This is a genomic window from Thermithiobacillus plumbiphilus (assembly GCF_038070005.1).
Lineage (GTDB): Bacteria > Pseudomonadota > Gammaproteobacteria > Acidithiobacillales > Thermithiobacillaceae > JBBPCO01.
Genome location: NZ_JBBPCO010000015.1, coordinates 33,756 through 58,736, shown reverse-complemented (window position 1 = coordinate 58,736; position 24,981 = coordinate 33,756). Strand labels below are relative to the sequence as shown.

The following is a 24,981-nucleotide window of genomic DNA, read 5'->3' as shown; positions in this document are numbered from 1 at the left end:
CCCCACCGCGCCCTCAGGGTACCAGGAAGATCAGGACGCCGAAGGTCAGGAACAGCACCAGATGCACCATGCCCTCCAGGGAGTTGGTCTCGCCATCAGCCAGATTGATCATGGTGGTCAGCAAGGTGAGCAGGATCATGGCCGCCTGTATCGGCGAAAGCCCCATCTGGATGTCGGCATGTGTCAGTAGAGAGATAAGCTCTATGACGGGCACGGTCATCAGCACGGTCGCAAGCGATGCGCCCAGGGCGATGTTGATGACGGTCTGCATGCGGTTTTCCAGGGCCGCGCGAAAGGCGGTCAGGAATTCGGGGCTGGCGGAAATCAGCGCCACGGAGACCGCCGCCAGGCCGAGTGGCAGACCGGTTTGGGCGATGCCCTCGTTGAGAAACACCGACAGCAGCTCTGCCAGCCCGCCGATGGCGGCAATCAGCAGAAACAACATCAGGCCATGATAGCCACCGCGGATCGCCACCGGGTGGTCCTCCACGGCCTCAGCGCCAGCCTGCTTGTACTTATATTCAAAGAAATACCGATGGTCGACGGTCTGGAGGCGCGTGAATACCGCATACATGGCGATCATGACGATGATGGTGAACACCGAGTAGGCGCGCCAAGCCTCGGGCTGGATGAAATCCGGCACGAACATGGAAATCCCGACCGCCACCAGGATCATGCCGATATAGGAATTGGAACTATCGACATTGTATTTCTGCTCGCCGTGCTTGATGCCGCCAATGATGGCGGCAATACCAAGAATACCGTTCATGTCGAGCATCAATGCCGCAAAGATGGTATCGCGCACCAGGGTCGGACTCTCCGCCCCCTGCATCAGGATGGCGAGCATGAGGACTTCCACGCCCACCGCAGATCCTGTCAGGATCAGCGTGCCATAGGGCTCGCCATACTTGTGCGCCAGCATCTCGGCATGGTGCGCCACGCTGAAGGCCGCGGTCAGGATGACGGCAAAGATCACCACGAAGGCAAACGCGACACCTCCAAGCCCGTAGCCAAGCAGTGCATGCTCGAAAGGGTAGAGCAGGGCAATGGCCAGCAGTGACAGCAGAAAGGCTTTTTCCTTGAGCAGGGACATGTTTCTCCTTCTTTTTTATCCAGGGCCGTTTCTCAGGATACACTGCCTGGGCAGGAATGAACTAAACTCCAGCAGCAAATCAAGCCAGGCGCAGGTGCCAGACCCGCCCGTCCCAGAGCCTGAAAGGCTGTACGCCATCGACCAGCACCTTGAAGCCGTGCCTTGTTGCGAGCCGGTTGATCTCGCGTGAATCCTGCTCGGGGTCATTGCGGTAGGAAAAGTTGAGGATCAGCAGGTCGCCGCCTCGCGTCAGCACCCGCGCACTTTCGGCAAAATGCGTTTCGAGCAATGCGCCACCGGATTCGTGCAGATAGGGAAAACTGTCGACAGCATAGACCATGTCGAGCGAAAAGTCGGCAAAGGGCGCGAGATCCCTTCCCGAACAGCAGGCAAGATGCACATTGGCAAGCCCGGCGCAGCGTTGCCGGGCCGCATTGATCATGCCCGGCGAGATGTCGATGCCATGCGCCTCGGCCACCAGCGGTGCCAACACAGCCTCGAAGCGACCGATGCCGCAGCCAATCTGCAGGATGCGACGCCTGGGGCCGAGCAGGCCCTGCTCAGTGAAATAGTCCAGTACTTCCCCGGTCGCGGCGTCCAGCAGTTCGGGGTCACCCAGGGAATAGAGGGCGACACTGGCAGGTGCCGCCTGCGCCACGGCAGCATCGAAAAACTGCGCCCAGGCACTCACCGAATCCTGCCCGCCATCATCTCCGGGCAGTTCCGCCTGTAGCAGGGGTTCAAGGCTCAGGCACTGTTCGCGCCGGCTGGCCAACAGATGGCGAAGTTCCTCCAGGCCTTGCCGCTGAACCACCTGAACGCTTGAGCCATGCGCGCCAGCCGCTTCGAGCAGCTGCTCGCAGGCCGTCACCGACCCGCAATGCAACAAAAGCTGCATCAGGGCCAGTGGCGGCGAACGCTCGCCTGCCAGATAAGCAATCAGGCTGTCTGGCAGGGTAAACTGATCCGGCCTGGCTGCGGCGGAACTGGCTTCGCTGCGGGAATCCGGCATGGGCACGCCACCCTTTCACGGCTGGAACAAAGTCCTGAGTGTCGCTGGAATGGCGCGCCTTGCCCATCAGTCTTCGACCGGATCCTGCCGGCCAGCAGGAATCTATTGCGGGGGATAGCGCGCGATCAGTGCATTAAGCTGGTTGACCAGCGGCGCATAGCCCGAGGATGCCAGCGAACGATCATCCAGGCTGGCTTGCTGGCGCTGGCCTTTCCAGACGATGTCGAGCTTGTAGTGCAGGCAGTCGGCGCAGGTGCCAGCCGGACTTCCCGCGCCGGTGGAACCGGACATCAGTTCACGCAGGCTGGCGGCAACGGGCCGGACCTCGGCGGGGCTGAGATTGCGCATCAGCCACTTGCCCTGCCGGCTGTCAGCGATGACCACCCCGCCCTGGCTGTTCAGGGTCAGGGTTTTCTGCTCACCGGCGAAGCCCCCGGAGCGGGCGTAGTGTACCTGCCACTTTTCCTGCTCCTGCTGCCCTGGCATCGACGCGCAACCCGTCAGGCCAATCATGCCCAGGGCCAGGAGTGCGGTCGTACGAAGTGCGAATCCAGCCATCGGTCATCCTCCCCGTCATTTTTTCTGCTTGCGGCGCTGCCACTGTGCTGCACCCAGACCTGCCATCAGCAAGGTGAGCGCCCCGGCGTCGAGACCGCCACCACCGCCCATTGCAGATGAGCTGGGGGCTGGGCTGCCCTGGCTCTGGGCAGAGCTGGAAATGGAGGTCATATCAAGGACATTGATAGTGACATTTTCGCTGTCGCGCAATCCACCCGCATCCGTTGCGGTGAAAGTCACCGTATAGTTGCCGAGCGGACCGGCCTGAGGCCAGCTGAATTGTCCCGTAGCAGCGTCGAACCGCGCGCCCGACGGAAGTCCCGTTGCCGAGAGCGTGACCGTATCGGTATTGGCATCCCGTGCGCTCACCTGGAAATTGAGCGGCTGCCCCAGAACAGCCTGCCGGGCACCAATCGATGCCAGCTCCGGCGCGGTGTTGCTGACGGTCACCGTGACATCGTCGCTGGCGCTCTTGCCCTGACTGTCGGTGACCGTGAGCCGCGCGACCACCCTGCCGTTGAGTGGCGCCACGAAGCTTGGCACGGCGGTATTGGCTCCTGTCAGGCTGGCCGAGCCGCTGATCACCTGCCAGGCAAGGCTGATCCGCTGCCCTTCGGGGTCCTTGCTGCCAGAGCCATCGAGGCTGACAGTCGCGCCGGGGGCAGCGATCAGGTCCGGTCCGGCATTGGCCAGCGGCGCCTGATTGTCGACGTCCGCCAGGCAGGTATAGATGCGGACATCATCCACCCACCAGCCATCGCTCGCAACACGGTCGTCGGTGGCGATGCGGAAACGGAAGCGCACTGACTGTCCGGCCAGGCTGCTGAGATTGTAGAGGCTGGCGATATACCCATGACTCCTGCCGACGAAGGCCGAGTGCCCTGCCAGTGTGTTGCCATAATGACCATCCAGCTTGTCACTGTAGTTGCCACCATCAGCGAAGAGACTGGCGGCATCCTGCCAGTTCGCGCCGTTGTTGACCGAATACTCCAGCACACCACCGTCATAGTAGATGTCAGCCTCGCCATCTGCCTCGAAGTCATAGCTGTGACGGAAATGCAGAAAGGCATTGGCAGGCAGCATGACGGCACTGGGCATGACGGCGATATCATCCGCCACGGAACTCATCCCCTTGCCCCAGAGCGCCTGTTTGCCGGAACTGACATTCTGGGTATCCAAGCGCCAGGATGCCTGACTGCCGTTCAGGGTGCTCACCGTCCAGCGCAGCGTGGGGCTTTCCAGATCATCGGAAAAGAGATCTCTGGGCTGGGACCCGGCCGGACAGGGATCCGGCTGGGGCTGGAAACTGTTAACGGGCTCCGCCTGCATTTCCACAGCTTCGGTGGCCTGGCGCACCATGTCGCACTCGGCACCATTGATCCCGGAGCCGGCATCGGCCGACAGATTCAGGCAGCCCTGATACAGGGCATTGGCCAAGTCCTTGTAGGTGGCACCCGAAGTCAGCAGCCGCGTCTGGGCCTCGTAATAGATCTTTGCGACCTTGTCGATGCCGAGCCCGGTGATGGTCCGGCCATTGAAACTGCCGCCTTCGACCATCAGGTAGGCGGCCTTGTTGTTGATGCCACTGTTGTGGTGCACCCCGCCGTTGTCCTGGAAGCCTTTATCAAAATCGTAATTGGGGCTGCTCATGCGATCCGGATCGCCAAAGCGGGTCGGGTCGGCCATGTCGCGGATCGCACCGATGCCGGGGATATCCTCGCCAATCTGCCATTTCACAGCGGCAGTATCGGTGCCGCTGTTGTTGCGCTGATCGATGAATTCGCCCCAGATGTCCGACAGCGACTCGTTGATGGCGCCAGACTGATAATAGTAGAAAAGTTTGGAGCTGTGCTGGGTGACACCGTGCGTCAGCTCATGGCCGACGACGTCATCAGCGCGCGAGAAGCCATCGCCATAGGCGATCTGACGGCCATCCCAGAAGGCATTCTGGTAACCGACGGCGCCGTAATGCGTCGAAGACAGCAGGGCCATGCCCTTGTTGTCGAGGCTGTCCCGCTGATGGGTGTTGAAATAGAAGTCGTAGGTATCCCTGGCATAGCGATGCGCAAGCTGCGCGTCCAGATCACCATTGGCGCAGGACGGATTGCCCTCGTCGCAGATCAGGCTGCCCGGCAGGGTTTCGGTGTTGCTGGCGGTATAGGTCTGGCGGCTGAGTGCCGCGTCGATCTGATTGAAGTGCAGCGCCACATTGCCGCTTCGGGCATCCACCAGCACCAGCTCGCGCACCGGCTCGCTGCCGCGGGCGCTCACTTCCAGCCGGTAAACCAGCCGGGTCGGCTCCTGCCCCGGTCCCAGCAGCCGCGGATCATAGATCGACAGCACCGGATCGCTCGCTTCGAGTTTCTCCGGCGCCAGCTTGCGCCATTTGGCGGTGGCCTGCAGCGCCGTCGACTGCGCGACACTGGCCGACAACATCGGGGTCACGGACAGGGAAAGATCCGGCGACAGCTCGCCGCTCATGGCGAGCAGGCCCCGCCCGCGCAGGTTCACCAACAGCTCGCCACCGATGACCGGAAGCCCTTGATAGAGTTGCTGATAACGCGAGGTGCTGCGCCCGTCCTTGCCATCCTGGCGCTTGAGCAACTGCATGGCTTGCCCCGTCCCCCGCGCGCCAAACAGCGGGGCATAGCGTTCCAGGGCCGCCTGGGCCGGATCGTCCCCTTTCAGGCCGCTGACTGCCGCGGGCAAGGCCAGTGGCGCGAGCGGATCGGCGCCGATAAAGGTGAGCTGTCCGGTCTTGCCGTGCCGGTCCATGCGGGCACCGCGCTGCTGGAGTTCGCCGAGCGCGGCCTGCATGCCGGCAGAGCTTACGGCCAGGGGCACGACATCACTGCCCGTACTCGAGGATGATTCGGAGCTGCTGTAACAACCAGAGAGAATCAGGGTGAGGGCAGCGGCGGAAAAAGCGAGCGTTCGACGCAGGGAGCATTTCGGTAACATGCCCCCTAACTAGTTGAATTCAGATGTTTTGCAAGGTGGAAAAAGAAGCCGGCGAAACCACTCTGGATTGCCGTGAGTTCTCATGACAAGTATAATCCGCCACGACATGTAGACCATACCCATTCCCCTTGCTGCTCACCGGAGCGGCCTCGCATTCAGGCAGGCGCATTCCTCATGCGTTGAAGCCTGTCGTCTTCGCTTTACACGCCATATTCAGCCAGACAGCTCAGGTCTCCTCGGGAGCGGCACGGAATTCATCCGGAGCCCCAGGCCATTGACGCCTGGACGCGGGACCAGCAGCTGTCAGTCTAAGGAGAATCCATGTTTGACCTGATCAGTAAAAACTCACCCTCCAATCTCAGGGTCGAGGCCCTGTCGGGGCTGACCGTGGCCCTGGCCCTGGTGCCGGAGGCGGTGGCCTTTGCCTTCGTGGCCGGCGTGAACCCGCTGGTGGGTCTCTATGCCGCCTTCATGGTGGGCCTGATCACCGCTGTGATCGGTGGGCGCGGCGGCATGATCTCGGGCGCCACCGGCGCCTTGGCCGTGGTCATGGTGGCCCTGGTCGCCCAACATGGGGTGGAGTATCTCTTTGCCACCGTGGTGCTCATGGGGCTGATCCAGATCCTCGCGGGCGTGTTCAAGCTCGGCCGCTTCATCCGCATGGTGCCGCACCCGGTGTTTCTCGGCTTCGTCAATGGCTTGGCCATCGTGATCTTTCTGGCGCAACTGGAACACTTCAAGGTGAAGACGCCGGATGGCGGTACAGGCTGGATGAGCGGCATGGATCTTGGGTTGATGCTGGGGCTCATCGCCCTGACCATGGCCATCATGCATTTCCTGCCGCGCCTGACCCGCGCCGTGCCTTCCGCCCTGGCGGCCATCGTGGTGGTGACGCTGCTGGTCATGGGTCTGAATCTCGAAACCCGCAGTGTCGGGGATCTGGCCTCGATTGCCGGCGGCCTGCCGGCTTTCCACCTGCCAATGGTGCCGATCAACCTGGAGACACTGTGGATCATCCTGCCCTATTCACTGGTGCTGGCGGGCATCGGCCTGATCGAATCCCTGCTGACCATGAGCCTCATCGATGAACTGACCGAGACGCGCGGCAATGGCAACCGGGTCTGCGTCGGGCAGGGCGTGGCGAATACCGTGACCGGCTTTTTTGGCGGCATGGGCGGCTGCGCCATGGTCGGCCAGAGCATGATCAATGTCGAGTCCGGGGGCCGTAGCCACTGGTCGGGCATCTTCGCCGCGCTCTTTCTGCTGGCCTTCATCGTGGTGGCTTCGCCCTTGATCGAGATGATCCCGCTGGCGGCCCTGGTGGGCATCATGTTCATGGTGGTGATCGGCACCTTCGAGTGGGGCAGTCTGCGGCTCTTCTGTCGCGTGCCACGACCCGACATCTTCGTCGGTATCCTGGTGGCGGTGGTGACGGTGCTGACCGATCTCGCCATTGCGGTGATCACCGGCGTGATCGTCTCGGCCCTGGTGTTTGCCTGGCAACAGGCCAAGCGCATCGAGGTAAAGGCGACCCTCAACGAGCAGGGTTCCAAGGTCTACTCGCTGCAGGGCACGCTGTTCTTTGCCTCGGTCAAGAACTTCCAGGAACTGTTCGATCCCTTGAATGATCCCGAGGATGTCATCATCGACTTTCAGCAGGCCCGCGTGGTGGATCATTCCGGTATCGCCGCGATCGATGCCCTGGCCGAACGTTATATCAAGGCCGGCAAGCAGTTGCACCTGCGTCATCTGAGCGCGGATTGCCGCGAGTTACTGGAAAAGGCCGGCGATCTGGTGGAAGTGAACATTCTGGAGGACCCGCACTACCGGGTGGCGGACTAACAAATGGGCTGCACGGGCATCGGCCCGTCCAGCCCAGGCGAGCAGCAACAAGAAAGCCCCGCTTGCGCGGGGCTTTCCGTGTACGACAAAGGGGGCCGGGGCCCCCAGGGGCTTACATCATGCCCATGCCGCCCATGTCACCCATGCCGCCCATACCAGCGCCGGCATCGCCCTTGTCTTCCTTCGGCAGCTCGGAGACCATGGCTTCGGTGGTGATCATCAGACCGGCGACGCTGGCCGCCTTCTGCAGCGCGGTGCGGGTCACCTTGGTCGGGTCGATCACGCCCATGTCGAACATGTCGCCGTAGGTATCGTTACCGGCATTGTAGCCAAAGGCGCCCTGGCCTTCGACGACCTTGCCATACACCACGCTGCCTTCACCGCCGGCATTGGCGACGATCTGACGCAAGGGCTCCTCGATGGCGCGACGGATGATGTTGATGCCGACATCCTGGTCGTTGTTGTCGCCATGGAAGTCCTTCAGGGCCGCCTGGGCGCGGATCAGGGCAACGCCGCCACCGGGCACGATGCCCTCTTCCACCGCCGCACGGGTCGCGTGCAGGGCGTCCTCGACGCGGGCCTTCTTCTCCTTCATTTCCATCTCGGAGCCGGCACCGACCTTGATCACTGCCACGCCGCCGGCCAGCTTGGCTACGCGTTCCTGCAGCTTCTCGCGGTCGTAGTCGCTGTTGGCGTCTTCGATCTGGCGACGGATCTGGCTCACGCGGGCACTGATGTCGGCTTCGCTGCCAGCGCCGTCGATGATGGTGGTATTTTCCTTGTCGACGCTGATGCGCTTGGCCTGGCCAAGATCATTGAGGCTGGCATTCTCCAGCTTCATGCCGACTTCCTCGGAGATCACGTGACCACCGGTGAGGATGGCCATGTCTTCGAGCATGGCCTTGCGGCGATCACCGAAGCCAGGGGCCTTGACCGCAGCCACCTTGATGATGCCGCGGATGCTGTTGACCACCAGGGTGGCCAGCGCTTCGCCTTCGATGTCCTCGGCCACGATCAGCAGCGGACGGCCGGCCTTGGCCACCTGCTCCAGGATGGGCAGCAGGTCGCGGATGCTGGAGATCTTCTTGTCATAGAGCAGGATGAAGGGATTTTCGAGCTCGGCCGTCATCTTCTCCTGGTTGTTGACGAAGTAGGGAGACAGATAGCCGCGGTCGAACTGCATGCCTTCGACGACGTCCAGCTCGTTTTCAAAGCCGGAGCCCTCTTCCACCGTGATCACGCCTTCCTTGCCGACCTTCTCCATCGCTTCGGCAATGATGTTGCCGATGTTCTCGTCGGAGTTGGCGGAAATGGTGCCGACCTGGGCAATTTCCTTCTGGGTGTTGCAGGGCTTGGAGCTCTTCTTGAGCTCAGCCACGATCACCGTCACGGCCTTGTCGACGCCGCGCTTGAGGTCCATCGGGTTCATGCCGGCGGCAATCGCCTTCATGCCTTCGCGCAGGATGGCCTGGGCCAGCACCGTGGCGGTGGTGGTGCCGTCACCGGCTTCGTCGGAGGCCTGACTGGCGACTTCCTTCACCATCTGGGCGCCCATGTTCTCGAACTTGTCGGCCAGCTCGATTTCCTTGGCAACCGACACGCCATCCTTGGTGATGGTGGGGGCGCCGAAGGCCTTGTCGAGCACCACGTTGCGGCCCTTGGGGCCCAGCGTGACCTTGACGGCATTGGCGAGAATGTTCACGCCCTTCATCATGCGGTCGCGGGCGCTGTCACTGAAAGCTACTTGTTTGGCTGGCATCGTGTGAATCCTCCGTTACGAAAATGGTTGCAGCTCGTGTGGTCAGGCCTGAACGACGCCCATGATGTCGTCTTCACGCATGACCAGCAGTTCTTCGCCGTCCACCTTGACTTCGGTACCGGCATATTTGGCGAACAGCACGCGGTCGCCGACTTTCACATCCAGCGGGCGGACTTCGCCGTTTTCCAGGATCTTGCCATTGCCGGCGGCAACGACTTCACCCTGGACGGGCTTTTCCTTGGCGGTATCGGGAATCAGAATGCCGCTGGCGGTCTTCTGCTCTTCGTCCAGGCGACGGATGACAACGCGGTCGTGCAAGGGGCGAATCTTCATAGAGGTAAACCTCCTTCATGGTTCAGGGTGGGTGAGAAGAGTGTTGTTAGCACTCGAAGCTGGTGAGTGCTAATCTTATCCATGCGGATCAGGCTGTCAAGCCCCCTCATTAGTTTGCTTAATCTTCTCGACGGTATTCGCCTGAGAGCGTTTGCGGCCCCTGGGGCTTCTGGCGCCGCGTCAGAAAGGGCATGAGCCAGCGGGGCAGTACCCGCCGCAACAGGCCCTTGCGTACCGGCGGCAACAGCAGGAGCAGGCCCAGGGCATCGCTGACGAAGCCGGGCATCAGAAACAGCAGCGCGGCCAGCAGCCCGACCAGCCCTTCCAGGAAATCCAGGGCCGGCAGGCCGCCGGCCAATTGCCGCTGGCGAAAGAAGCGCCAGACCGCCATGCCCTGGCGGCGCAGCAGCAGGCTGCCGACGAAGATGCCACCAAACAGCAGCAGCAGGGTCGGCCCCAGTCCGAGCGCGCGCCCCACCAGCACCAGGCTGGCGAGATCGAGCGCACCGAGAATGATGAAAAACCAGACGATGGCAAGTCTATACATGCATGAGATCCTCTTCGGGCCAGCAGGCGTCCAGCGCGCCGAGCAAGGCCGCATCCGCACCACTGAGGCGGTGACCCACGCCAGGCAGGATGTCCAGAAGCACATGGGGACTGGAACGCGATTTTACAAACCGCATGCTGCGAGAAGGCGGCACGATCTCGTCGGCTGCGCCATGCAGAATGTGCACCGGACATGACAGCGTCGGCGGCCAGCGCAGGACATCATGGCGCCAGGCGTCCTGTACCAGGGTGAAATCGAGTTGATAATCCGTGCCGCCATAGTGGTCGGCAAAGCGGCGGGTGCCGGTATCCGCCCAGGCCTGACGCTCTGCTTCTGGCAGGCCCACATACAGATCCTGGATGAAGTTGAAGGCTGGTGCGATGAGCAGCAGGGCGTGGATGCGGGCAGGCCAGCGACTGGCGGCCAGCACCGACAGCCAGCCGCCCATGCTGGAGCCCACCAGCACGGCCGGGCGGGGTGCGATGAAGCGCAGCAGCAGATGCAGGTCGGCCAGCCCGCGGCTCAGGGTCTGGGCGGCAAAGCGCCCGTCCGAGCGCCCGACCCCGCGGGGATCATAACGGATCCAGCTACGACCCCGATGCTGTGCCGTTTGGGCCAGCAACTGGGCCTTGTGGCCATCCAGGGTGGCATTGAAGCCGGGTACATAGATGCCGACCGGCTGGCCAGCGGTCTCGTGGATCAGGCCAGCGAGGCGCTCGCCACTGGCGTGCAAGAGGGTAAAGGGACGTTCCGGACCGGAAGGCATGGAGGCATCATACGCGACCGCGTCGCGGAGCAGAACTACTAGCAACAATAAAAAAGGCGGCAGGAAAGCCTGCCGCCAAAACCACAAAGGAGGAAAGAAACATGCGCTCACAACCAGGCTTGGCTGCTCACAATCAATAAGACCAGAGTCTGATGCATTTGTTCCCGGGATCAGGAAATTTTTTGATTTGTGCATGGGACAACAAAAAAGGCGGCAGGAAAGCCTGCCGCCAAAACCACAAAGGAGGAAAGAAACATGCGCTCACAACCAGGCTTGGCTGCTCACACCAAATAAGACTTCCACAATCGAGTAAAGTTCACATCCGCCTTGCGGGGGATTTTCATGTTATCATCAGATACTACTGAACATGCCGACATCTATCTCACCTACTGCACTTGCCCGGACAGCGCCATCGCGGAAGGGGTTGCCCAGGCCCTGGTCAATGAGGGGCTTGCTGCCTGCGTGCACTGCCTGCCCAGTGGACTGTCCATCTATCGCTGGCAGGGCCAGATCGAACAAACCCGTGAATGCACCCTGCTGATCAAGGCCCCGGCCGTGAACTACCCGGCGCTGGAGGCGCGCATTCGCGCGCTGCACCCTTACGAATTGCCGGAGATCATCGCCGTTCCCCTCAGCGCCGGCCTGCCGGAATATCTGGACTGGATCAGGGAGTCCACCAAGGCATGAGTTTTGCTTGTAAGGGCAAAACCCTGAATGACGAGGTAAGCGAATGCACCGTTCCATCACGCATCTTGTTCTTTTGTGGATGCTGTCCATTTTCATTATCAGCCCGGCTCTGGCCGAGGACGAATTTCTGGAGCCGGAGCAGGCCTTTCAGTTCTCCGCCCGGCTGCTGGATCAAACCCATCTGGAAGTCACCTGGAAAAGCGCCAAGGGCTATTATCTCTATCGCGACAAGCTCAATGTCACGATAAAGCCGGAAACCGTCAAGGCCGGCAACTACCAGATGCCCCAGGGGGTCTCGCATGAGGATGAGATCTTTGGCAAACAGGTCGTCTATCCGGGCATGACGGTGCGCACCACCATCCCGCTGGTCTACAGCGGAGACAAGCCTGCCCAGATCACCGTTTCGAGCAAGTTTCAGGGCTGTGCCGATGCCGGGGTCTGTTATCCGCCGATGACCAGGGACATCAGCCTCAATCTCGCCAGCGCGCCGGCGGCAGGGAGTGCTGCGGCGGCAACAGCTCCCGCTTCGGCGGCAGCGACGGGCCAGGCAACGCCCCCCGCCTCGGAGCAGGACCAGTTCGCCGAGATCCTGCGCGGCAGTCTGCTGACCATCGTGGGTCTTTTCTTCCTGGCTGGACTTGCGCTGGCCTTCACGCCCTGCGTATTCCCGATGATCCCCATTCTCTCGGCCATCATCGTCGGCCAGGGCGAGCGGGTCAGCACCGGGCGGGCCTTTGGCCTGTCGCTGTCCTATGTGCTCGGCATGGCGCTCACCTATACCGTGATCGGCATGATCGCGGGCGTGACCGGCGCCTATCTTCAGGCCTTCTTCCAGAATCCCTGGGTGCTGGTGGGCTTCAGCATCGTGTTCGTGCTGCTGGCCCTGTCGATGTTCGGCTTTTACAACCTGCAGGTGCCGGCGGGCCTGCAGGCCCGGCTCTCGGGCATGGGCAAGGGCGGCAGCACCTTCAGCACCTTCGTCATGGGCATACTCTCGGCCCTGATCGTCGGCCCCTGCGTGGCGGCCCCCCTGGCGGGCGCCCTGCTCTATATCTCCCAGACCGGGGACGTGGTCCTCGGCGGCGTCTCGTTGTTTGCCCTGAGCCTGGGCATGGGCACGCCGCTACTCCTGATCGGCACCTCGGCGGGCAAGCTGCTGCCGCGCGCCGGTGGCTGGATGGATGCCGTCAAGTACGTATTCGGCGTGCTGCTGCTGGCGGTAGCGATCTGGATGCTGTCGCGCATCCTGCCGGCCTGGGCGACCATGGCCCTGTGGGCCACGTTGCTGATCATCAGCGCCACCTTCTTGCGCGTGCTGGATTCCCTGCCGCATGACGCCAGTGGCTGGATGCGCTTTGCCAAGGGCTTTGGCGTGCTCCTGATGGCCTACGGCCTGCTGCTGGGGCTGGGTGCCGTGACCGGCGCCAAGGACCCGCTGCGACCGCTGGAGGGCATCAGCTTTGGGGGAGGCCAGACCACGGCGGTGGCGGCCCCGGTTTTCCAGTCGATCAGCACGCCCGAGCAGTTGCGTCAGGCCCTGGCCAGCACACAAGGCAAGCCGGTGCTGCTGGACTTCTATGCCGACTGGTGCGTGGAATGCGTACGCATGGAGAACACCACCTTCCGCGATCCGCAGGTGCGCGAGGCCATGGGTGGCTTCCAGCTGCTGCGGGCGGATGTCACCGAAAACAATGCCGAACAGCGTGAATTGCTGAAGCAGTTCCAGCTGGTTGGCCCGCCCGCCATCCTGTTCTTCGATCCCGAGAGCCAGGAAATCCGCAACCTGCGCCTGGTGGGCTACAAGGATGCGACGGATTTCCTTGAGCATCTGGCGCGGGTAAACTCCAGCGCTGGCAAATAAAGGAGTGGACATGCGATCGAAGGCAATCATCTGGGCCCCGGTGATCTTTCTGGCCGGTGGCCTGGCCGGCTGGTTCGGCCACCAGGCCTTTCAATCCCCGCAACCCGCGCCAGTCTCGGTCATGGACAGCGCCACCGATGAAACAAGCAGCGTGGCGCCCAGCGTCGCCCTCCCCGACCTCGATGGCCGGGAGGTGAAGCTGACCGATTACAAGGGCAAGGTGCTGGTGGTCAATCTCTGGGCCAGTTGGTGCCCGCCCTGCCAGAAGGAAACCCCGGAGTTCGTGGAGTTGCAGAAGGAACTCGGTGGTCAGGGTGTGCAGTTCGTCGGCATCGGTGTGGATGAAGAGGAGCCGATTCGCGAGTTCGTCGCGCGCATGGGGGTGAACTATCCGATTCTGCTGGCCGGGGATCAGGGCGACCAGATCCTGCTCGACTTTGGTGATACCCAGGGCGCCCTGCCCTACACGCTCGTCATCGACCGCAGCGGCAAGGTGCGCGAGCGCCACCTCGGTTATTATCCGCAGGATGAACTGCGTCAGACCCTGCAGGGCCTGATTCCGGAAAAGGCCTGAAGCGCGGGTATTCCAGTATTCTCAAACGGGATAGTAGATAGCGGCCGCTTCATTGAAGCGGCCTTTTTCATGCAGATGCTAGTTAAGCGCCCAGACGTTTTTCCAACACTTCAAGCTGCAGGCCCTCGACTCTGGGGATGCCAAAGCGCGGATCGATGGGAAAGGGCAGCAACTCACCGGTGCGCCGATAGCCGCGGCGTTCATAATAGGCAATCAGTTCCTGCCTGAAACCGATGACGCTCATGCGCATCGTTTGCACCTGCCATTCCTCACGGGCAATGCGCTCGGCCTCATCGATAAACCGCTTGCCCAGACCCGCGCCCTGCAAGGTGGGCTGGATAGCGAACATGCCCAGATAGGCAGATCCGCCTTCCCGTTTCAGGTGCAGGGAGCCGGCGAGATCCGGCCCCTGATAGCCGAGCAGGATCAGGGAATCATCTGTTTCGATCAGCTCCCGCACCTCTCCGGCATCGGTGCGCTGGCCGCCGAGCAGGTCAGCCTCGGTGGTCCAGCCAGCCCGGCTGCTGTCGCCCCGATAGGCGGCATTGACGAGCCGCACGATGGCATCGACATCCGCCGCTTCGGCACGACGAAAGGACAGCGGGGCTGCTTTTGCGGAGATCATGATCCCCTGACTGGTTTCAGACATCGCGAAATTCCTTGGCGCGATTGGGCCAATCAGATCACCCACTCAGGCCATCAGGGCCAGTGCCGGTTCGTCTGACTGCGCACATACCAGGCCCAGGGCATCGAGACTGGCGGCCAGGCGCCGGATCATCTCGTCGATCTCCGCCCGGCTGATGTTGAGCGCCGGCATGAAGCGCAGGATGTTGACGCGCGGGGCGTTGAGCAGCAGGCCGAGATCCCGCGCGGCCTCCACGATGGCCGGTGCGATATCCTGGTTTAGCTGCAGCGCCACGAGCAGGCCCCGGCCGCGCACTTCACCCAGATCATAGTCCCGCGCCAGGCCGGCCAGTTGCGCCCGCAGGTAATCGCCAGCGTGATTCACGCCATCGAGAAAGCCGGGCGCGGTCACGGTTTCCATCACCGCGCAACCGGCCGCCGCCATCAGCGGATTGCCGTTATAGGTGCCACCCTGGTCACCCGGCGCAAAGCAGCAGACATCTCGATGCGCCACCAGTGCCGCCAGGGGCACGCCGCCACCCAGGCCCTTGCCAAGTGTCATGATGTCCGGCGAGATGCCGGCATGCTGATGGCCGAACAGCCGCCCGGTGCGCCCGATGCCGGTCTGCACCTCGTCCAGTATCAGCAGGATGCCCTTCTCGCGGGTCAGTGCACGCAACTCGCGCAGATAGTCATCCTCGGCCGGGATGACGCCGCCCTCGCCCTGGATGGGTTCGAGCATGACGGCCACGGTCTTTTCCGTGATCAGGTTGCGCAGCACGATCAGATCATTGAGCGGCGCCTTCAGAAAGCCCGGCACCTTGGGCTCGTAGAGCTCGCGCCACTGCGGCTTGCCCGAGGCCGACATGGTCGCAAGGGTGCGGCCATGAAAGCTGTTGTACATGGTGATGATTTCATGGGCGCCATTGCGGTGGATCTGGCCCCATTTGCGCGCGAGCTTGATCGCACCTTCGTTGGCATCGGCGCCACTGCAGGCCGGATAGACCTTGTGCAGGCCGCTGTGCTGGACGATCAGCTCCGCCAGCCGGATCATCGGCGCATTATAAAAAGCCGGACTGGGATTGAGCAGGGTCGTGGCCTGGCGCGTGATGGCGTCCACCACCACCTGCGGCGAGTGCCCCAGGCAGTTGACCGCCCAGCCCTGGATGAAATCCAGATATTCCCGGCCATCCTGATCGCGCAGCCAGGAACCCTTGCCCTCCATCATGACAATGGGCGGCCGGGGGGTGATGGTCATCAGGGAATCGAAATCCGGTATCTGCGCCGACATGCGCCGCTCCTCGCGCTGTGAGAAGCCCTGGAGGGCTTGGGTTGAAGTTGTATTTCAAGATAGTCGAAAAAATGACTACAGCCTATTTGCCCAGCCGCCATGCCTGTAGCGCAAGGCTCGCAACAGCGGCTCGCCCAGCTCGTGCAGGACAAGGCCCGCGAGGATCAGGGCTGTGCCGGTCCAGACATCCACACCCAGTGGTTCCTGATTGAACACATGCCCCAACCACAGGGCGCTGACCGGGGTGACCAGCGTGATCAGTGCAACGCGGCTGGCCTCCAGTTGCCGGAGCACCTGGTAATAGAGCATGAAACCCAGCACCGAGCCGATCAGGGCCAGATAACCAATGGCAACGCCGGCCTGCAGGGGCAGGTGCCGAGGCAGCTCGCCATCGAGCAGCAGCCAGCTCAGCAGAAACAGCGGGGCAGCAAGCCCAAGCCCGCCCACAGTGACATTCAAACCATCCAGGCCGGCGCTGATGCGCTTGATCCACACGGCACTGGCGGCATGGCTGAGCGTTCCCAGCAGCACCGCCAATATGCCGTATACCGCCTGGGGATGATGCTGCACACCCCGGCCAAAGATGACCAGCAGGCCCACAAGCCCCATGAGCATCCCAAGTACCCTGGCCGGACTGAAGGCCCGCCCCGGCAGCCAGATCGCGGCAAAGAGCCCGGTCGCCATGGGCATCAGCCCAAAGATGACCGAAATCCAGCCAGAGGGTATGTACTGCGCGGCCCAGTAAGTGCAGATCATGCTGGCGTAGATGCCAAGCCCTGCGGCGAGATAGGTGCGCCGGGCAGCCGGCTCGAAGGATAGGGACTTGCCCAGCGCGCGCAACAGGGCCAGGGCCAGCAGCCCGCCCAGCAGCATGCGGCTGCTCACGCCAAAGAGAAAGCCGCCGCCCGCAATACTCCACTGAAGCGCCAGCGGGGTGGTGCTCCAGATCAATATGACGCCGAAATAGGCCAGGGCCACCGGCATGCTCGCCTCCACAAAGAAAAAGGCCGCGAATCCTGGAAAGATCCGCGGCCTTGGATGGGGAAAAAATCAGTAAATCAGGTTTCCTCCCGGCGCACGGACATGCTGGCCACCCGTCGGATCAGGGCAGCCGGCAGGCAGATCAGGTTCACGCCGGGGATAAGATTCATGGCGGGGATTCTAGGCTCGCTCTGGCAGGCTGTAAAGGGGTGCCTGCCGCGGCTCAGGACCAGCCGCGGGGCACGGCGCCAGATGACCGTTATCCGGTAGCGCGCCGAGCGGACGCGTCCCGCCCCGCCAGCACGGCCTCCACCTGGGCGGCGCGATGGGCATAGGTGTGTGCCTCCAGCACCCGCTGGCGGGCCGCTTCGCCGATGGCGCGGGCACGAGGCTCATCGAGGTCGCGCAGGATGCGGGCCACCTCGGCGCCATTTTCTGCCACCAGGATCTCGCGCCCGGGCGCCAGAAACTGCTCGATGCCCTCCCAGGCGTCGGTGATGATACAGGCTCCCGCGCCTGCCGCCTCGAACACCCGGGTGGCTGGCGAAAAGCCGTAGCGGGCCATGCTGTCGCGGCTGATGTTGAGCACCGCCAGCGCCGAGCAGTTCAGGGCATTGTGATCACGGGTATAGACATGCCCGACATATTGCACGTTGGCCGGCATGGACTTGTCGCCCCAGCCGCTGCCACCGAGCAGAAAGCGTAGTTCCGGCAGCGCTGCGGCGGCGACCAGAAAGAAGCTCTCCATCCGCGCCTCGCGATCCGGCAGCCGGTTGCCCAGAAACGCCAGATCCACCGCGAAGCGGGGGTCGGCGGGCACGGGGTGGTGGGTCTCCGGGTCGAGCGCGTTGTAGATGGGCACGCAGAGCCGGGCGCCAAGGGCGGTATAGGCATCGACCACGGGATCGCCGCCGCCATAGGTGAAGATGACGTCATAGCGCGGGATGCAGGCGCGGAAGGGGTCTGCCGGATCGTGCTGCACGCGGTCCAGCGTGGCCGGGGCATCGACGTCCCAGAAGGCCACGCGGGTGCGAGGGCCCTGCAGCTCGAGCACGGCGGCCTCCAGCAGTTCGTCGAACACGCCGACGCCGCTGGCCTTGACCACGAGATCGACTCCCCGGGCCTCGGCCAGGGCCTGGCGCACGCCGGTCTCGCCCTCGCCCGGATAGACCACCACCCGCGCCCAGTCCGGGTCGGGGATGTCGCGGTTTTCCTGACGGCCATAGGCGTCGGGCTCATAGAAAGTGATTTCGTGGCCAAGATTGTGCAGGGCGCGGATGATGCCACGATAGTAGGTGGCGGCCCCATTCCAGTAGGCCGATACCAGGCTCGATCCGAAGAAGGCGATCTTCATGCGGACACCACCCGGCCCGCTGTCGGCGCCTCCAGGCTGGCGTAAATATCGAGCAGTTCATCCACGCGATGCTTGCAGGTATGACGCGCCAGGATGCTTTCAAGGCCACGCGCGGCCAGTTCGCGGGCGACTTCGGGTTCATTGGTCAGGGTATCGAGCATGTCGGTCATTTCTTCTCCATTGCGGGCGACCCAGAAATCCGTGCCGGGGCGGAACAGTTGCTCGGCATTCTCCCAGGGGGCGGACACCAGCGGAATTCCGCAGGCAAGCGCCTCAAAGACGCGGATGGTGGGGATGCCGGGCAGGATGCTGGCGTAGTAGCGGCGCGGCACGTGTACGGTGACGCGATAGCGGCTGAAGACCTCCGGGGCCTGATAGTTGGGCAGCCAGCCGGCGTAATCGATGCCGGCCTCATCGAGTGCTGTCTTGGCTTCATCGGGATAGCGCACGCCGTGCACCCGGGCCCTGAGCCCCAGCCTGCGCACCGGATCGAGCAGGAATTGATGCAGCTCGGCAGTGCGCTCGTCATCCCCCCAGTTGCCGACCCAGACCAGATCGCCAGCCTTGCTGGCCTCCAGGGGCCGGAACACGCGGGTGTCGGCGGCCTCATGCCAGGTCCAGGCCTGTTGCGCCCAGCCGCGCGCCAGGTAAATATCGCGAATGACGCCGCCAAAGGCCAGCACGCCGTCATAATCGCGCAGATCATAGGCGGCCATGCTGTCAGGCTCGCTGACGGCGCGGTGGTGGGTATCGTGAAAGAGTAGCCGGTAGCGGCGATTGCGGGCGCGGTGAGCGCCGACGCGCCGCACCAGGTCATGGCTGTTCCACTCGTGCACGATCACCAGATCCGCGCCATCCAGAATGGCATCGAGATCCAGGCTGGCTTCGCCATAAAGGTGGCTTTGCAGTTGCGGATAGGCCTGATGGAAACCCTCCACCGCCGCCCCCCCCTGCTCCGCCAGGAGATTCTGCAGGCTCCAGTTATTCGCGGGCTCATACACCTCGACCTCGTGCCCGCGAGCCAGCAGTTCGCTGACGATCCCGCGCAGAAAATGGGCATTGCCATGATTCCAGTCCGACAGCAGGGAATGATAGAACAGGACGATACGCAAGCTTCCCCCTTTACAGATAAACGCCGTGCGAGACCCGCGCGCCGGCGCCGAGCAGCGCGCCCATATCGACCTGGCCCAGGCTGGCGTGGCTGTCGATGGCCTGCTCATAGGCCGCGAGATAGGCCTCGGCCATGGCGTCGGTGGAGAAACCCGAAGCCCGGGCACGGGCACGCAGGCCGAGCACCTGACGACGCGGCGCGTCCTTGATCAGCGCCTGCAGCGCGCGATGCAGTTCATTGGGGTCATCCGGCGAGACGAAGATCGCCGCGCCATCCCAGTTTTCCCGCAGGCTGGGGATATCGCCCAGCACCAGGGCGCAGCCCGAGAGCCCGGCCTCCAGCACCGACAGGCCGAAGGGCTCGTAGCGGGCTGGCAGGGCATAGATGGCGGCGCGACCGAAATAGCTGGTGATGGTGCGCTGGCTCAGGGGGCCAAGCAGGCGCAGGTCCGGGTAATCGGCCCGGCCGCCATCCGGATGGCGGGTATCGCCGGCCACCAGCACCGGCCAGTCCAGACCTTGCGCGGCCTGGGCCAGCAGCCCGATGTTCTTGGCCTCGTCCCAGAGTCGCCCGCCGGCGAACACAAAGGCCTCCTTGGGCTGTGGCGCGAACTGGCGCAGGGTGCGGCCATTGGCGATCACCCGGGAATCCGGCAAGGGCCCGTAGAAGGCCCGCAGAGCAGTCAGCATGGTCCGGCTCGGGGCCACGACAAGGTCAGCCGCCTGCAATCCTGCGCGCACCACCTCCCGGTAGCGCGCCCAAGTATCGGGCGGCAGATCGCCATGCACACCCATCCACCAGGAGTAGACGCAGGAGTGGCCAACCACCAGCTTGGGCGCATGCCAGGGCAGATCCCCGTGGGCAAAGTGATTCAGATGCACGATGTCCGGCCGGAGCTCGGCCTCCAGATCCAGCAGCCAGTTACCGGCGCGGGCGAGATCCTGCCAGGGGTCCTCCATCCATTCGAGCCGGTGGTCGCTCTCATGCAGGCTGAGCCCCGGAATGTCGAGGGCCTGGGCCCGCTGGGCGGCCTTCATGGGACCGCCAAGCACCGCCAGTGCGACTTCTACTTCGCGGGCGGCGAGTGCGCGAGCGAGTTCCATGGCATAGGTCCAGACGCCACCGACGCAGTCGGCGCTCATCAGCACCCGGCGCACTGTCTGTTTGTCCTGCGTGGCTGGTGTGGCAATCATCGCTGGTCCTCCGGAATGCGGGAAATCGGCACGGCGCGTTCCAGCGCTGACAGCAGCAGGGGCCGCTCGCTCTGGATGTCGCTGAATTCATCGAACTGTTCGAGATAGGCGGCATGCGCCCGCTCCCAGGCCTGATCGTCGGGCATGCCCCAGCGCTTGCGGTAGTCCGGCGAGCCCGGATAGGCGAACAGCGGCACCGGCTTGTTGGCCCAGACGCCCTTTTCCATGAGATAGCTGCGCCAGGCTTCCACGGCATCCGGATCATCCGCGCGCGACTCCATCAAGGTGGCCTGCACGAAGGGCACGGTTTTCTTGGCATGGACCAGCCGCTCGGCCAGGGCTTCGGTGGAGAGTTTGCAGTTCTTGTCGAGCAGGGCCCGGCCTTCCTCGCTGATGCTTTCCACGCCGGCCTCGATGGATACGCAACCGGCCTGGCCCAGGAGATCGATCATGTCCGGCTTCCACAGATCGATGCGCGTCTGGATACCGAACTTCACCGGGCGCGTAACCAGGGCCTCCAGCAGTTCGCGCTTGGGCAGGAAGATCTCGTCGATGAAATAGATGTATTCCACGCCCTGTGCGATCAGGCCATCGAGTTCTTCCAGCACGGTGGTCAGCGGCCGGCGGCGATAGCCATCGCGGAAATTGTCCTTGGCGCAGAAGGAACAGTGATAGGGGCAGCCGCGCGAGGTCTCCATCTCGGCGCCGGGCGCCTGGGGATGATTGTCGAAGCGGTGATGGTGGTGATCGTGACGGCGCACCAGGCTCTCGGGCCAGCGCAGGGCCGGCAGGCGATCCATGTCGGCGGCCTGGGGGCCACCCTGCACCTTGATGTTACGGTCCTGGCCGTAATAGACGATGCCCGGCACGAAGGACCAGGCCTCGCGCTGGGCCAGTTGCGGCAGGACCTCTTCGCACTCGCCCATGACCAGCAGGTCCACGCCAAGCTTTTTCAGGGTGATGACCGGCGTGCTGGAGCCATGCGGGCCAACGCCGATCAGGGTGCCGCCGATGTCGCGCAGGTCCGCAGCGGTTTCCTGCGGCACGCGCAGCTCCGGCTGGGCGCAGCGCCAGAAGAGATAGCTCGGGGCGGTGGTGATCACCGTGAAGTCCGGCGCGAAGTCAGCCACGCGCGAGCGGACCTCTTCGCGGCTCAGGTGCTCCAGCAGGCCATCGACCAGCAGGACTTCGTGGCCCTCGTCTTCCAGCAATTGTTTCGCGTAGCCGTATTCCAGCGGCAGATGCGGTTCCGGACAGCCGAAATAGATGGAACCATCGAAGGTCCAGTGCGGGTTGACCAGGGCATACTTCATGGCAACACCTCCGCGGTCAGGCGTGGCGCGGCCTTGCGGCCACGCGTCTGCGAGAGCCAGTCATAGAGATAGCCCACGCCCTCCTCGACCCCGACCCGTGGACGCCAGCCGGTGGCCTGCTGCAGCTTGCGGGTATCCGAGACATAGTAGCGCTGGTCGCCCAGGCGCCAGGCACCGAAGCGGTAATCCGGCATGCGCCCATGCAGTCGCGCGATCACGTCCATCAATTCGAGCAGACTGGTGCTGTTGGCAGCGCCGCCGCCGACATTGAAGGCCCGGCCGCTGATCTGGTCGATGCGTTCCATGCTGGCGAGCATGGCGTCCATTAGATCTTCGACATAGAGAATGTCGCGCACCTGCATGCCATCACCGAAGAGGGTGATGCCCTGATTTTCCAGGGCGCGGATCAGAAAATGCGCCACCCAGCCCTGGTCCTCGGTGCCGAACTGGTGCGGGCCATAGATGCAGCTCATGCGAAACACCACGGCACGCAGATCATAGGCGCGGGCATAATCGAGCACGTACTGGTCGGCCGCGCCCTTGGAGCAGCCATAGGGGCTATGGAAATCCAGCCGCGCGTCCTCGCTGACGCCATTGGCGCGCAGTTCGGGGTTCTCCGGCTCATAGCGCCGGCCGAAGAGCCCAAGACCTACATGCTCCAGTGCGCCATAGACCTTGTTGGTGGAGGTGAACAGCAGGGGCGGCGGATTATCCTGGCGGCGGATGGCCTCCAGCAGCTTCAGGGTGCCGCGCGCATTGACCTCGAAATCATGCACCGGCTGGGTGAGGCTGGTGGTCACCGCCACCTGGGCGGCCAGATGAAAGACCTGGCTGGCGCGTGAGACGGCAAGGTTCAGGGCCGCGGTATCGCGGATGTCGGCAAACTCGAAATGGGCGCGATCGCCGTGGGTCTGGCGCAGCCAGTCGAGATTGCGCTCCACGCCGGCGCGCGAGAGGTTGTCGAGAATGATGACCGAGCGGCCCATGCCGAGCAGGCGGTGGGCGAGGTTGGTGGCGATGAAACCAGCCCCGCCGGTGATCAATACCGGGCGCTCCTTGAACTGCACCGGTCGACCGGGATTGGCGATCCAGGCACGGCGCTTCACGCCTTCAAGACCCTGTTCCGCCCAGACGCGATAGAGCAGCTTGGGCGTGCCATCGGTCTGGCGCAGGCCAAAGCAGAAGCGCTTGTCCGGGTCGGGCTCACCCCAGGCGCAATCGGACTTTTCGTGATCCCGCAGACCATACCAGTACACCCGCTCCACCGGCGCATCGAGCACCGCCAGGAACTCGTTCCACTGGCCCCGCTCCTGGAACTGGCCCGTGGCAAAGCCCGACTCGGTGATCCACAGCGGCATGTTGACACCCTGGGAGGTCAGGGTCTGGCGCACCTGGGCGATCTCTGTCGGCCAGCCGCGCCAGGCCGGGTTGTTGCTGCCCGGAAAGGCATAGAGCCCGAGGGCATCGAAGGCCGAGAGCACGCCCTTATTGCACAGACGCTTGAGCCACTTGGGGTGACGCGGCTGGATGCCCCCGAGCACCACCTGCTTGCCGGCGGCGCGGGCCGATTCGGCGGCACGCACCAGCATGCCGGAGAAACAGTCGTCCTCGCCGGGTTCGAGCACGCAGTCCGGATCACGCAGGAAGGGATCGAGCCACAGCTCCAGCCAGTCGAAATGCTTGCCATGCCTGGCCACGAAGAGCTTGATCCAGTCGGCATAGGCCTCGGGATCGTGGGGCGGCGTGGTGAGCCGGCTCAGGGCATTGAGAAAGGGCAGCGCATCCAGAAAGCAGGGCAAGACCCGCACTTCGCGCGCCAGACGCGGCATCAGCCAGTCGTACCAGCCCTCGCCCTCGGCAGAAAACCAGTCTTCCCAGGACACGCCGACGCGCAAGTCGGTGACCCGCAGCTCGCGCAGGTCCGTGAGCACCTGCTCCACCCGGTCCTGCTCACCGGGCCGGAACCACTCGACAAAGCCCAGGCTGGCCGGCTTCATAGCGCAAGCCCTCTCAGTGCCAGCTCGGCACGCGCCTCCTCCACCCGGTCGACCGCCTGCTGGCCTTCCAGCCAGTCGGACAGCTCCACCAGGCCTTCTTCCAGCGGCACCCGCGGATCGTAGCCGAGTTTTTCCCGGGCCAGGCTGATGTCCGCCACGCAGTGGCGAATGTCGCCGACCCGGTACTTGCCGGTGATCTCAGGAACGATGTGGGTCTTGCCAAGCGCGCGGCCCATGCGCTCGGCCACCTCGCGGATGGTGTACTGGCGACCGCTGGCGATGTTGAAGACTTCGCCGGCCGCCTCGGGCAGCTCCAGGCTCAGGCGACAGGCCCGGGCCACGTCATAGACGCTGACGAAGTCGCGCTGCTGGAAGCCGTCCTCATTGATCATCGGCGGCTTGTCGTTCAGGTAGCGCGAGGCGAAGATCGCCAGCACCCCGGTATAGGGATTGGATAGTGCCTGACGCGTGCCGAAAATATTGAAAAAACGCAGGCCGACGGTGGGGATGCCATAGGCGCGGCCGATCATCTGGCACATGCGTTCCTGATCGTATTTGGAGAGCGCATAGACCGAGGGCAGCGAAGGCGCCTTGCTCTCCGGCGTGGGCACGGGATGCAGCACCTCGCCGGCGGCATTGCGCACTTCCCAGTCGCCGGCCTTGAGCTGTTCGAGGCTGCGCTCCACACCAGGAGAAACGGCGCCGGACGGATCGCGGTACAATCCCTCGCCGTAGATGCTCATGCTCGAGGCCACGATCAGGCGCTCCACCGGGCGCTCGATCAGGGCTTCGAGCAGCACCGCCGTACCCATGTTGTTGACATCGGTGTAGTGGGCGATCTCGTACATGCTCTGCCCCACCCCGACCACCGCCGCGAAGTGATAAACGGCGTCGACACCTTCCAGCGCCTTGCGCATCGCCGCCGGATCCCGCACGTCGCCAATCTGCAGATCGACCTCGGGGCTGAGGTAATCGGGCCGGCCGGCATTCGGGCCATGCACCTGCACCGCGAGATTGTCCAGGGCGCGCACCCGATAGCCATGCGCCAGCAACTCATCAGCCAGATGCGAACCAATGAAGCCTGCCCCGCCGGTAATCAACACCAGTTTGCTCATGAAACCTCC

General features: G+C 63.5%; 21 protein-coding genes. 4 read left to right on the top strand and 17 right to left on the bottom strand.

The window, feature by feature from the left end; genetic code table 11:
* Positions 1-13 precede the first annotated feature (13 nt).
* From WOB96_RS13445 to WOB96_RS13430, 4 genes are all read right to left on the bottom strand, one after another.
* On the bottom strand, positions 14-1,093 hold the full coding sequence (locus WOB96_RS13445; RefSeq protein WP_341371813.1) for a calcium:cation antiporter: 1,080 nt from the start codon (positions 1,091-1,093) through the stop codon (positions 14-16).
* Between the two features lie 79 nt (positions 1,094-1,172).
* Complete coding sequence (locus WOB96_RS13440; RefSeq protein WP_341371812.1) at positions 1,173-2,105, bottom strand: class I SAM-dependent methyltransferase; 933 nt, start codon at positions 2,103-2,105, stop codon at positions 1,173-1,175.
* A gap of 102 nt (positions 2,106-2,207) precedes the next feature.
* Positions 2,208-2,663, bottom strand: coding sequence for a hypothetical protein (locus tag WOB96_RS13435; protein WP_341371811.1), 456 nt, complete (start codon positions 2,661-2,663; stop codon positions 2,208-2,210).
* 15 nt (positions 2,664-2,678) lie between these two features.
* Positions 2,679-5,624: a M4 family metallopeptidase gene (locus WOB96_RS13430; protein WP_341371810.1), complete on the bottom strand. Its 2,946-nt coding sequence runs from the start codon at positions 5,622-5,624 to the stop codon at positions 2,679-2,681.
* A gap of 321 nt (positions 5,625-5,945) precedes the next feature.
* Between WOB96_RS13430 and WOB96_RS13425 the strand changes: the two genes are divergently transcribed.
* Positions 5,946-7,466 (top strand): SulP family inorganic anion transporter, encoded by a 1,521-nt coding sequence (locus WOB96_RS13425; protein ID WP_341371809.1) that lies wholly within the window; start codon positions 5,946-5,948, stop codon positions 7,464-7,466.
* A 112-nt stretch (positions 7,467-7,578) separates the two neighbouring features.
* Here WOB96_RS13425 and groL read toward each other — a convergent pair whose 3' ends face one another.
* From groL to WOB96_RS13405, 4 genes are all read right to left on the bottom strand, one after another.
* A complete protein-coding gene (gene groL / locus WOB96_RS13420) occupies positions 7,579-9,225 on the bottom strand; it encodes a chaperonin GroEL (RefSeq protein ID WP_341371808.1) in 1,647 nt (548 codons plus the stop codon).
* 42 nt (positions 9,226-9,267) lie between these two features.
* On the bottom strand, positions 9,268-9,558 hold the full coding sequence (gene groES / locus WOB96_RS13415) for a co-chaperone GroES (protein WP_341371807.1): 291 nt from the start codon (positions 9,556-9,558) through the stop codon (positions 9,268-9,270).
* Between the two features lie 118 nt (positions 9,559-9,676).
* On the bottom strand, positions 9,677-10,105 hold the full coding sequence (locus WOB96_RS13410; RefSeq protein ID WP_341371806.1) for an FxsA family protein: 429 nt from the start codon (positions 10,103-10,105) through the stop codon (positions 9,677-9,679).
* Positions 10,098-10,871, bottom strand: coding sequence for an alpha/beta fold hydrolase (locus WOB96_RS13405; protein WP_341371805.1), 774 nt, complete (start codon positions 10,869-10,871; stop codon positions 10,098-10,100). The genes WOB96_RS13410 and WOB96_RS13405 overlap by 8 nt, the downstream gene beginning before the upstream one ends.
* A 342-nt stretch (positions 10,872-11,213) precedes the next feature.
* On the opposite strand from WOB96_RS13405, the gene cutA reads away from it, so the two are divergent.
* Genes cutA through WOB96_RS13390 form a run of 3 tightly spaced genes read left to right on the top strand, consistent with a single transcriptional unit; the run spans position 11,214 to position 13,993 of the window.
* Positions 11,214-11,558: a divalent-cation tolerance protein CutA gene (gene cutA, locus WOB96_RS13400; protein ID WP_341371804.1), complete on the top strand. Its 345-nt coding sequence runs from the start codon at positions 11,214-11,216 to the stop codon at positions 11,556-11,558.
* Between the two features lie 43 nt (positions 11,559-11,601).
* On the top strand, positions 11,602-13,419 hold the full coding sequence (locus tag WOB96_RS13395) for a protein-disulfide reductase DsbD (RefSeq protein ID WP_341371803.1): 1,818 nt from the start codon (positions 11,602-11,604) through the stop codon (positions 13,417-13,419).
* A gap of 10 nt (positions 13,420-13,429) precedes the next feature.
* Entirely contained in the window at positions 13,430-13,993 is a 564-nt protein-coding gene (locus WOB96_RS13390) for a TlpA family protein disulfide reductase (protein WP_341371802.1), read from the top strand.
* An 82-nt stretch (positions 13,994-14,075) separates the two neighbouring features.
* Here WOB96_RS13390 and WOB96_RS13385 read toward each other — a convergent pair whose 3' ends face one another.
* From WOB96_RS13385 to WOB96_RS13345, 9 genes are all read right to left on the bottom strand, one after another.
* The gene (locus WOB96_RS13385) at positions 14,076-14,642 is read right to left on the bottom strand and encodes a GNAT family N-acetyltransferase (RefSeq protein ID WP_341371801.1); all 567 of its coding nucleotides are present in this window, start codon (positions 14,640-14,642) and stop codon (positions 14,076-14,078) included.
* A 42-nt stretch (positions 14,643-14,684) separates the two neighbouring features.
* Positions 14,685-15,908, bottom strand: coding sequence for an acetylornithine transaminase (locus tag WOB96_RS13380; RefSeq protein ID WP_341371800.1), 1,224 nt, complete (start codon positions 15,906-15,908; stop codon positions 14,685-14,687).
* 75 nt (positions 15,909-15,983) lie between these two features.
* Complete coding sequence (locus tag WOB96_RS13375; RefSeq protein ID WP_341371799.1) at positions 15,984-16,892, bottom strand: DMT family transporter; 909 nt, start codon at positions 16,890-16,892, stop codon at positions 15,984-15,986.
* Between the two features lie 256 nt (positions 16,893-17,148).
* Positions 17,149-18,243 (bottom strand): CgeB family protein, encoded by a 1,095-nt coding sequence (locus WOB96_RS13370; RefSeq protein ID WP_341371798.1) that lies wholly within the window; start codon positions 18,241-18,243, stop codon positions 17,149-17,151.
* Complete coding sequence (locus WOB96_RS13365) at positions 18,240-19,355, bottom strand: CgeB family protein (protein WP_341371797.1); 1,116 nt, start codon at positions 19,353-19,355, stop codon at positions 18,240-18,242. Before WOB96_RS13365 ends, WOB96_RS13370 begins: the two co-directional genes overlap by 4 nt.
* 10 nt (positions 19,356-19,365) lie before the next feature.
* A complete protein-coding gene (locus tag WOB96_RS13360) occupies positions 19,366-20,547 on the bottom strand; it encodes a glycosyltransferase family 4 protein (protein WP_341371796.1) in 1,182 nt (393 codons plus the stop codon).
* The gene (locus WOB96_RS13355) at positions 20,544-21,860 is read right to left on the bottom strand and encodes a TIGR04295 family B12-binding domain-containing radical SAM protein (protein WP_341371795.1); all 1,317 of its coding nucleotides are present in this window, start codon (positions 21,858-21,860) and stop codon (positions 20,544-20,546) included. The genes WOB96_RS13360 and WOB96_RS13355 overlap by 4 nt, the downstream gene beginning before the upstream one ends.
* Positions 21,857-23,857, bottom strand: a complete 2,001-nt coding sequence (locus WOB96_RS13350; protein ID WP_341371794.1) for an NAD-dependent epimerase/dehydratase family protein — start codon at positions 23,855-23,857, stop codon at positions 21,857-21,859. The genes WOB96_RS13355 and WOB96_RS13350 overlap by 4 nt, the downstream gene beginning before the upstream one ends.
* Positions 23,854-24,972 (bottom strand): NAD-dependent epimerase/dehydratase family protein, encoded by a 1,119-nt coding sequence (locus WOB96_RS13345; RefSeq protein WP_341371793.1) that lies wholly within the window; start codon positions 24,970-24,972, stop codon positions 23,854-23,856. The genes WOB96_RS13350 and WOB96_RS13345 overlap by 4 nt, the downstream gene beginning before the upstream one ends.
* Positions 24,973-24,981 lie beyond the last annotated feature (9 nt).

Excerpts from the sequence above, each read along its gene's own strand:
- WOB96_RS13445 (WP_341371813.1), bottom strand. The coding sequence starts at position 1,093 with ATGTCCCTGCTCAAGGAAAAAGCCTTTCTGCTGTCACTGCTGGCCATT.
- WOB96_RS13440 (WP_341371812.1), bottom strand. The coding sequence starts at position 2,105 with ATGCCGGATTCCCGCAGCGAAGCCAGTTCCGCCGCAGCCAGGCCGGAT.
- WOB96_RS13435 (WP_341371811.1), bottom strand. The coding sequence starts at position 2,663 with ATGGCTGGATTCGCACTTCGTACGACCGCACTCCTGGCCCTGGGCATG.
- WOB96_RS13430 (WP_341371810.1), bottom strand. The coding sequence starts at position 5,624 with ATGTTACCGAAATGCTCCCTGCGTCGAACGCTCGCTTTTTCCGCCGCT.
- WOB96_RS13425 (WP_341371809.1), top strand. The coding sequence starts at position 5,946 with ATGTTTGACCTGATCAGTAAAAACTCACCCTCCAATCTCAGGGTCGAG.
- groL (WP_341371808.1), bottom strand. The coding sequence starts at position 9,225 with ATGCCAGCCAAACAAGTAGCTTTCAGTGACAGCGCCCGCGACCGCATG.
- groES (WP_341371807.1), bottom strand. The coding sequence starts at position 9,558 with ATGAAGATTCGCCCCTTGCACGACCGCGTTGTCATCCGTCGCCTGGAC.
- WOB96_RS13410 (WP_341371806.1), bottom strand. The coding sequence starts at position 10,105 with ATGTATAGACTTGCCATCGTCTGGTTTTTCATCATTCTCGGTGCGCTC.
- WOB96_RS13405 (WP_341371805.1), bottom strand. The coding sequence starts at position 10,871 with ATGCCTTCCGGTCCGGAACGTCCCTTTACCCTCTTGCACGCCAGTGGC.
- cutA (WP_341371804.1), top strand. The coding sequence starts at position 11,214 with ATGTTATCATCAGATACTACTGAACATGCCGACATCTATCTCACCTAC.
- WOB96_RS13395 (WP_341371803.1), top strand. The coding sequence starts at position 11,602 with ATGCACCGTTCCATCACGCATCTTGTTCTTTTGTGGATGCTGTCCATT.
- WOB96_RS13390 (WP_341371802.1), top strand. The coding sequence starts at position 13,430 with ATGCGATCGAAGGCAATCATCTGGGCCCCGGTGATCTTTCTGGCCGGT.
- WOB96_RS13385 (WP_341371801.1), bottom strand. The coding sequence starts at position 14,642 with ATGTCTGAAACCAGTCAGGGGATCATGATCTCCGCAAAAGCAGCCCCG.
- WOB96_RS13380 (WP_341371800.1), bottom strand. The coding sequence starts at position 15,908 with ATGTCGGCGCAGATACCGGATTTCGATTCCCTGATGACCATCACCCCC.
- WOB96_RS13375 (WP_341371799.1), bottom strand. The coding sequence starts at position 16,892 with ATGCCGGTGGCCCTGGCCTATTTCGGCGTCATATTGATCTGGAGCACC.
- WOB96_RS13370 (WP_341371798.1), bottom strand. The coding sequence starts at position 18,243 with ATGAAGATCGCCTTCTTCGGATCGAGCCTGGTATCGGCCTACTGGAAT.
- WOB96_RS13360 (WP_341371796.1), bottom strand. The coding sequence starts at position 20,547 with ATGATTGCCACACCAGCCACGCAGGACAAACAGACAGTGCGCCGGGTG.
- WOB96_RS13355 (WP_341371795.1), bottom strand. The coding sequence starts at position 21,860 with ATGAAGTATGCCCTGGTCAACCCGCACTGGACCTTCGATGGTTCCATC.
- WOB96_RS13350 (WP_341371794.1), bottom strand. The coding sequence starts at position 23,857 with ATGAAGCCGGCCAGCCTGGGCTTTGTCGAGTGGTTCCGGCCCGGTGAG.
- WOB96_RS13345 (WP_341371793.1), bottom strand. The coding sequence starts at position 24,972 with ATGAGCAAACTGGTGTTGATTACCGGCGGGGCAGGCTTCATTGGTTCG.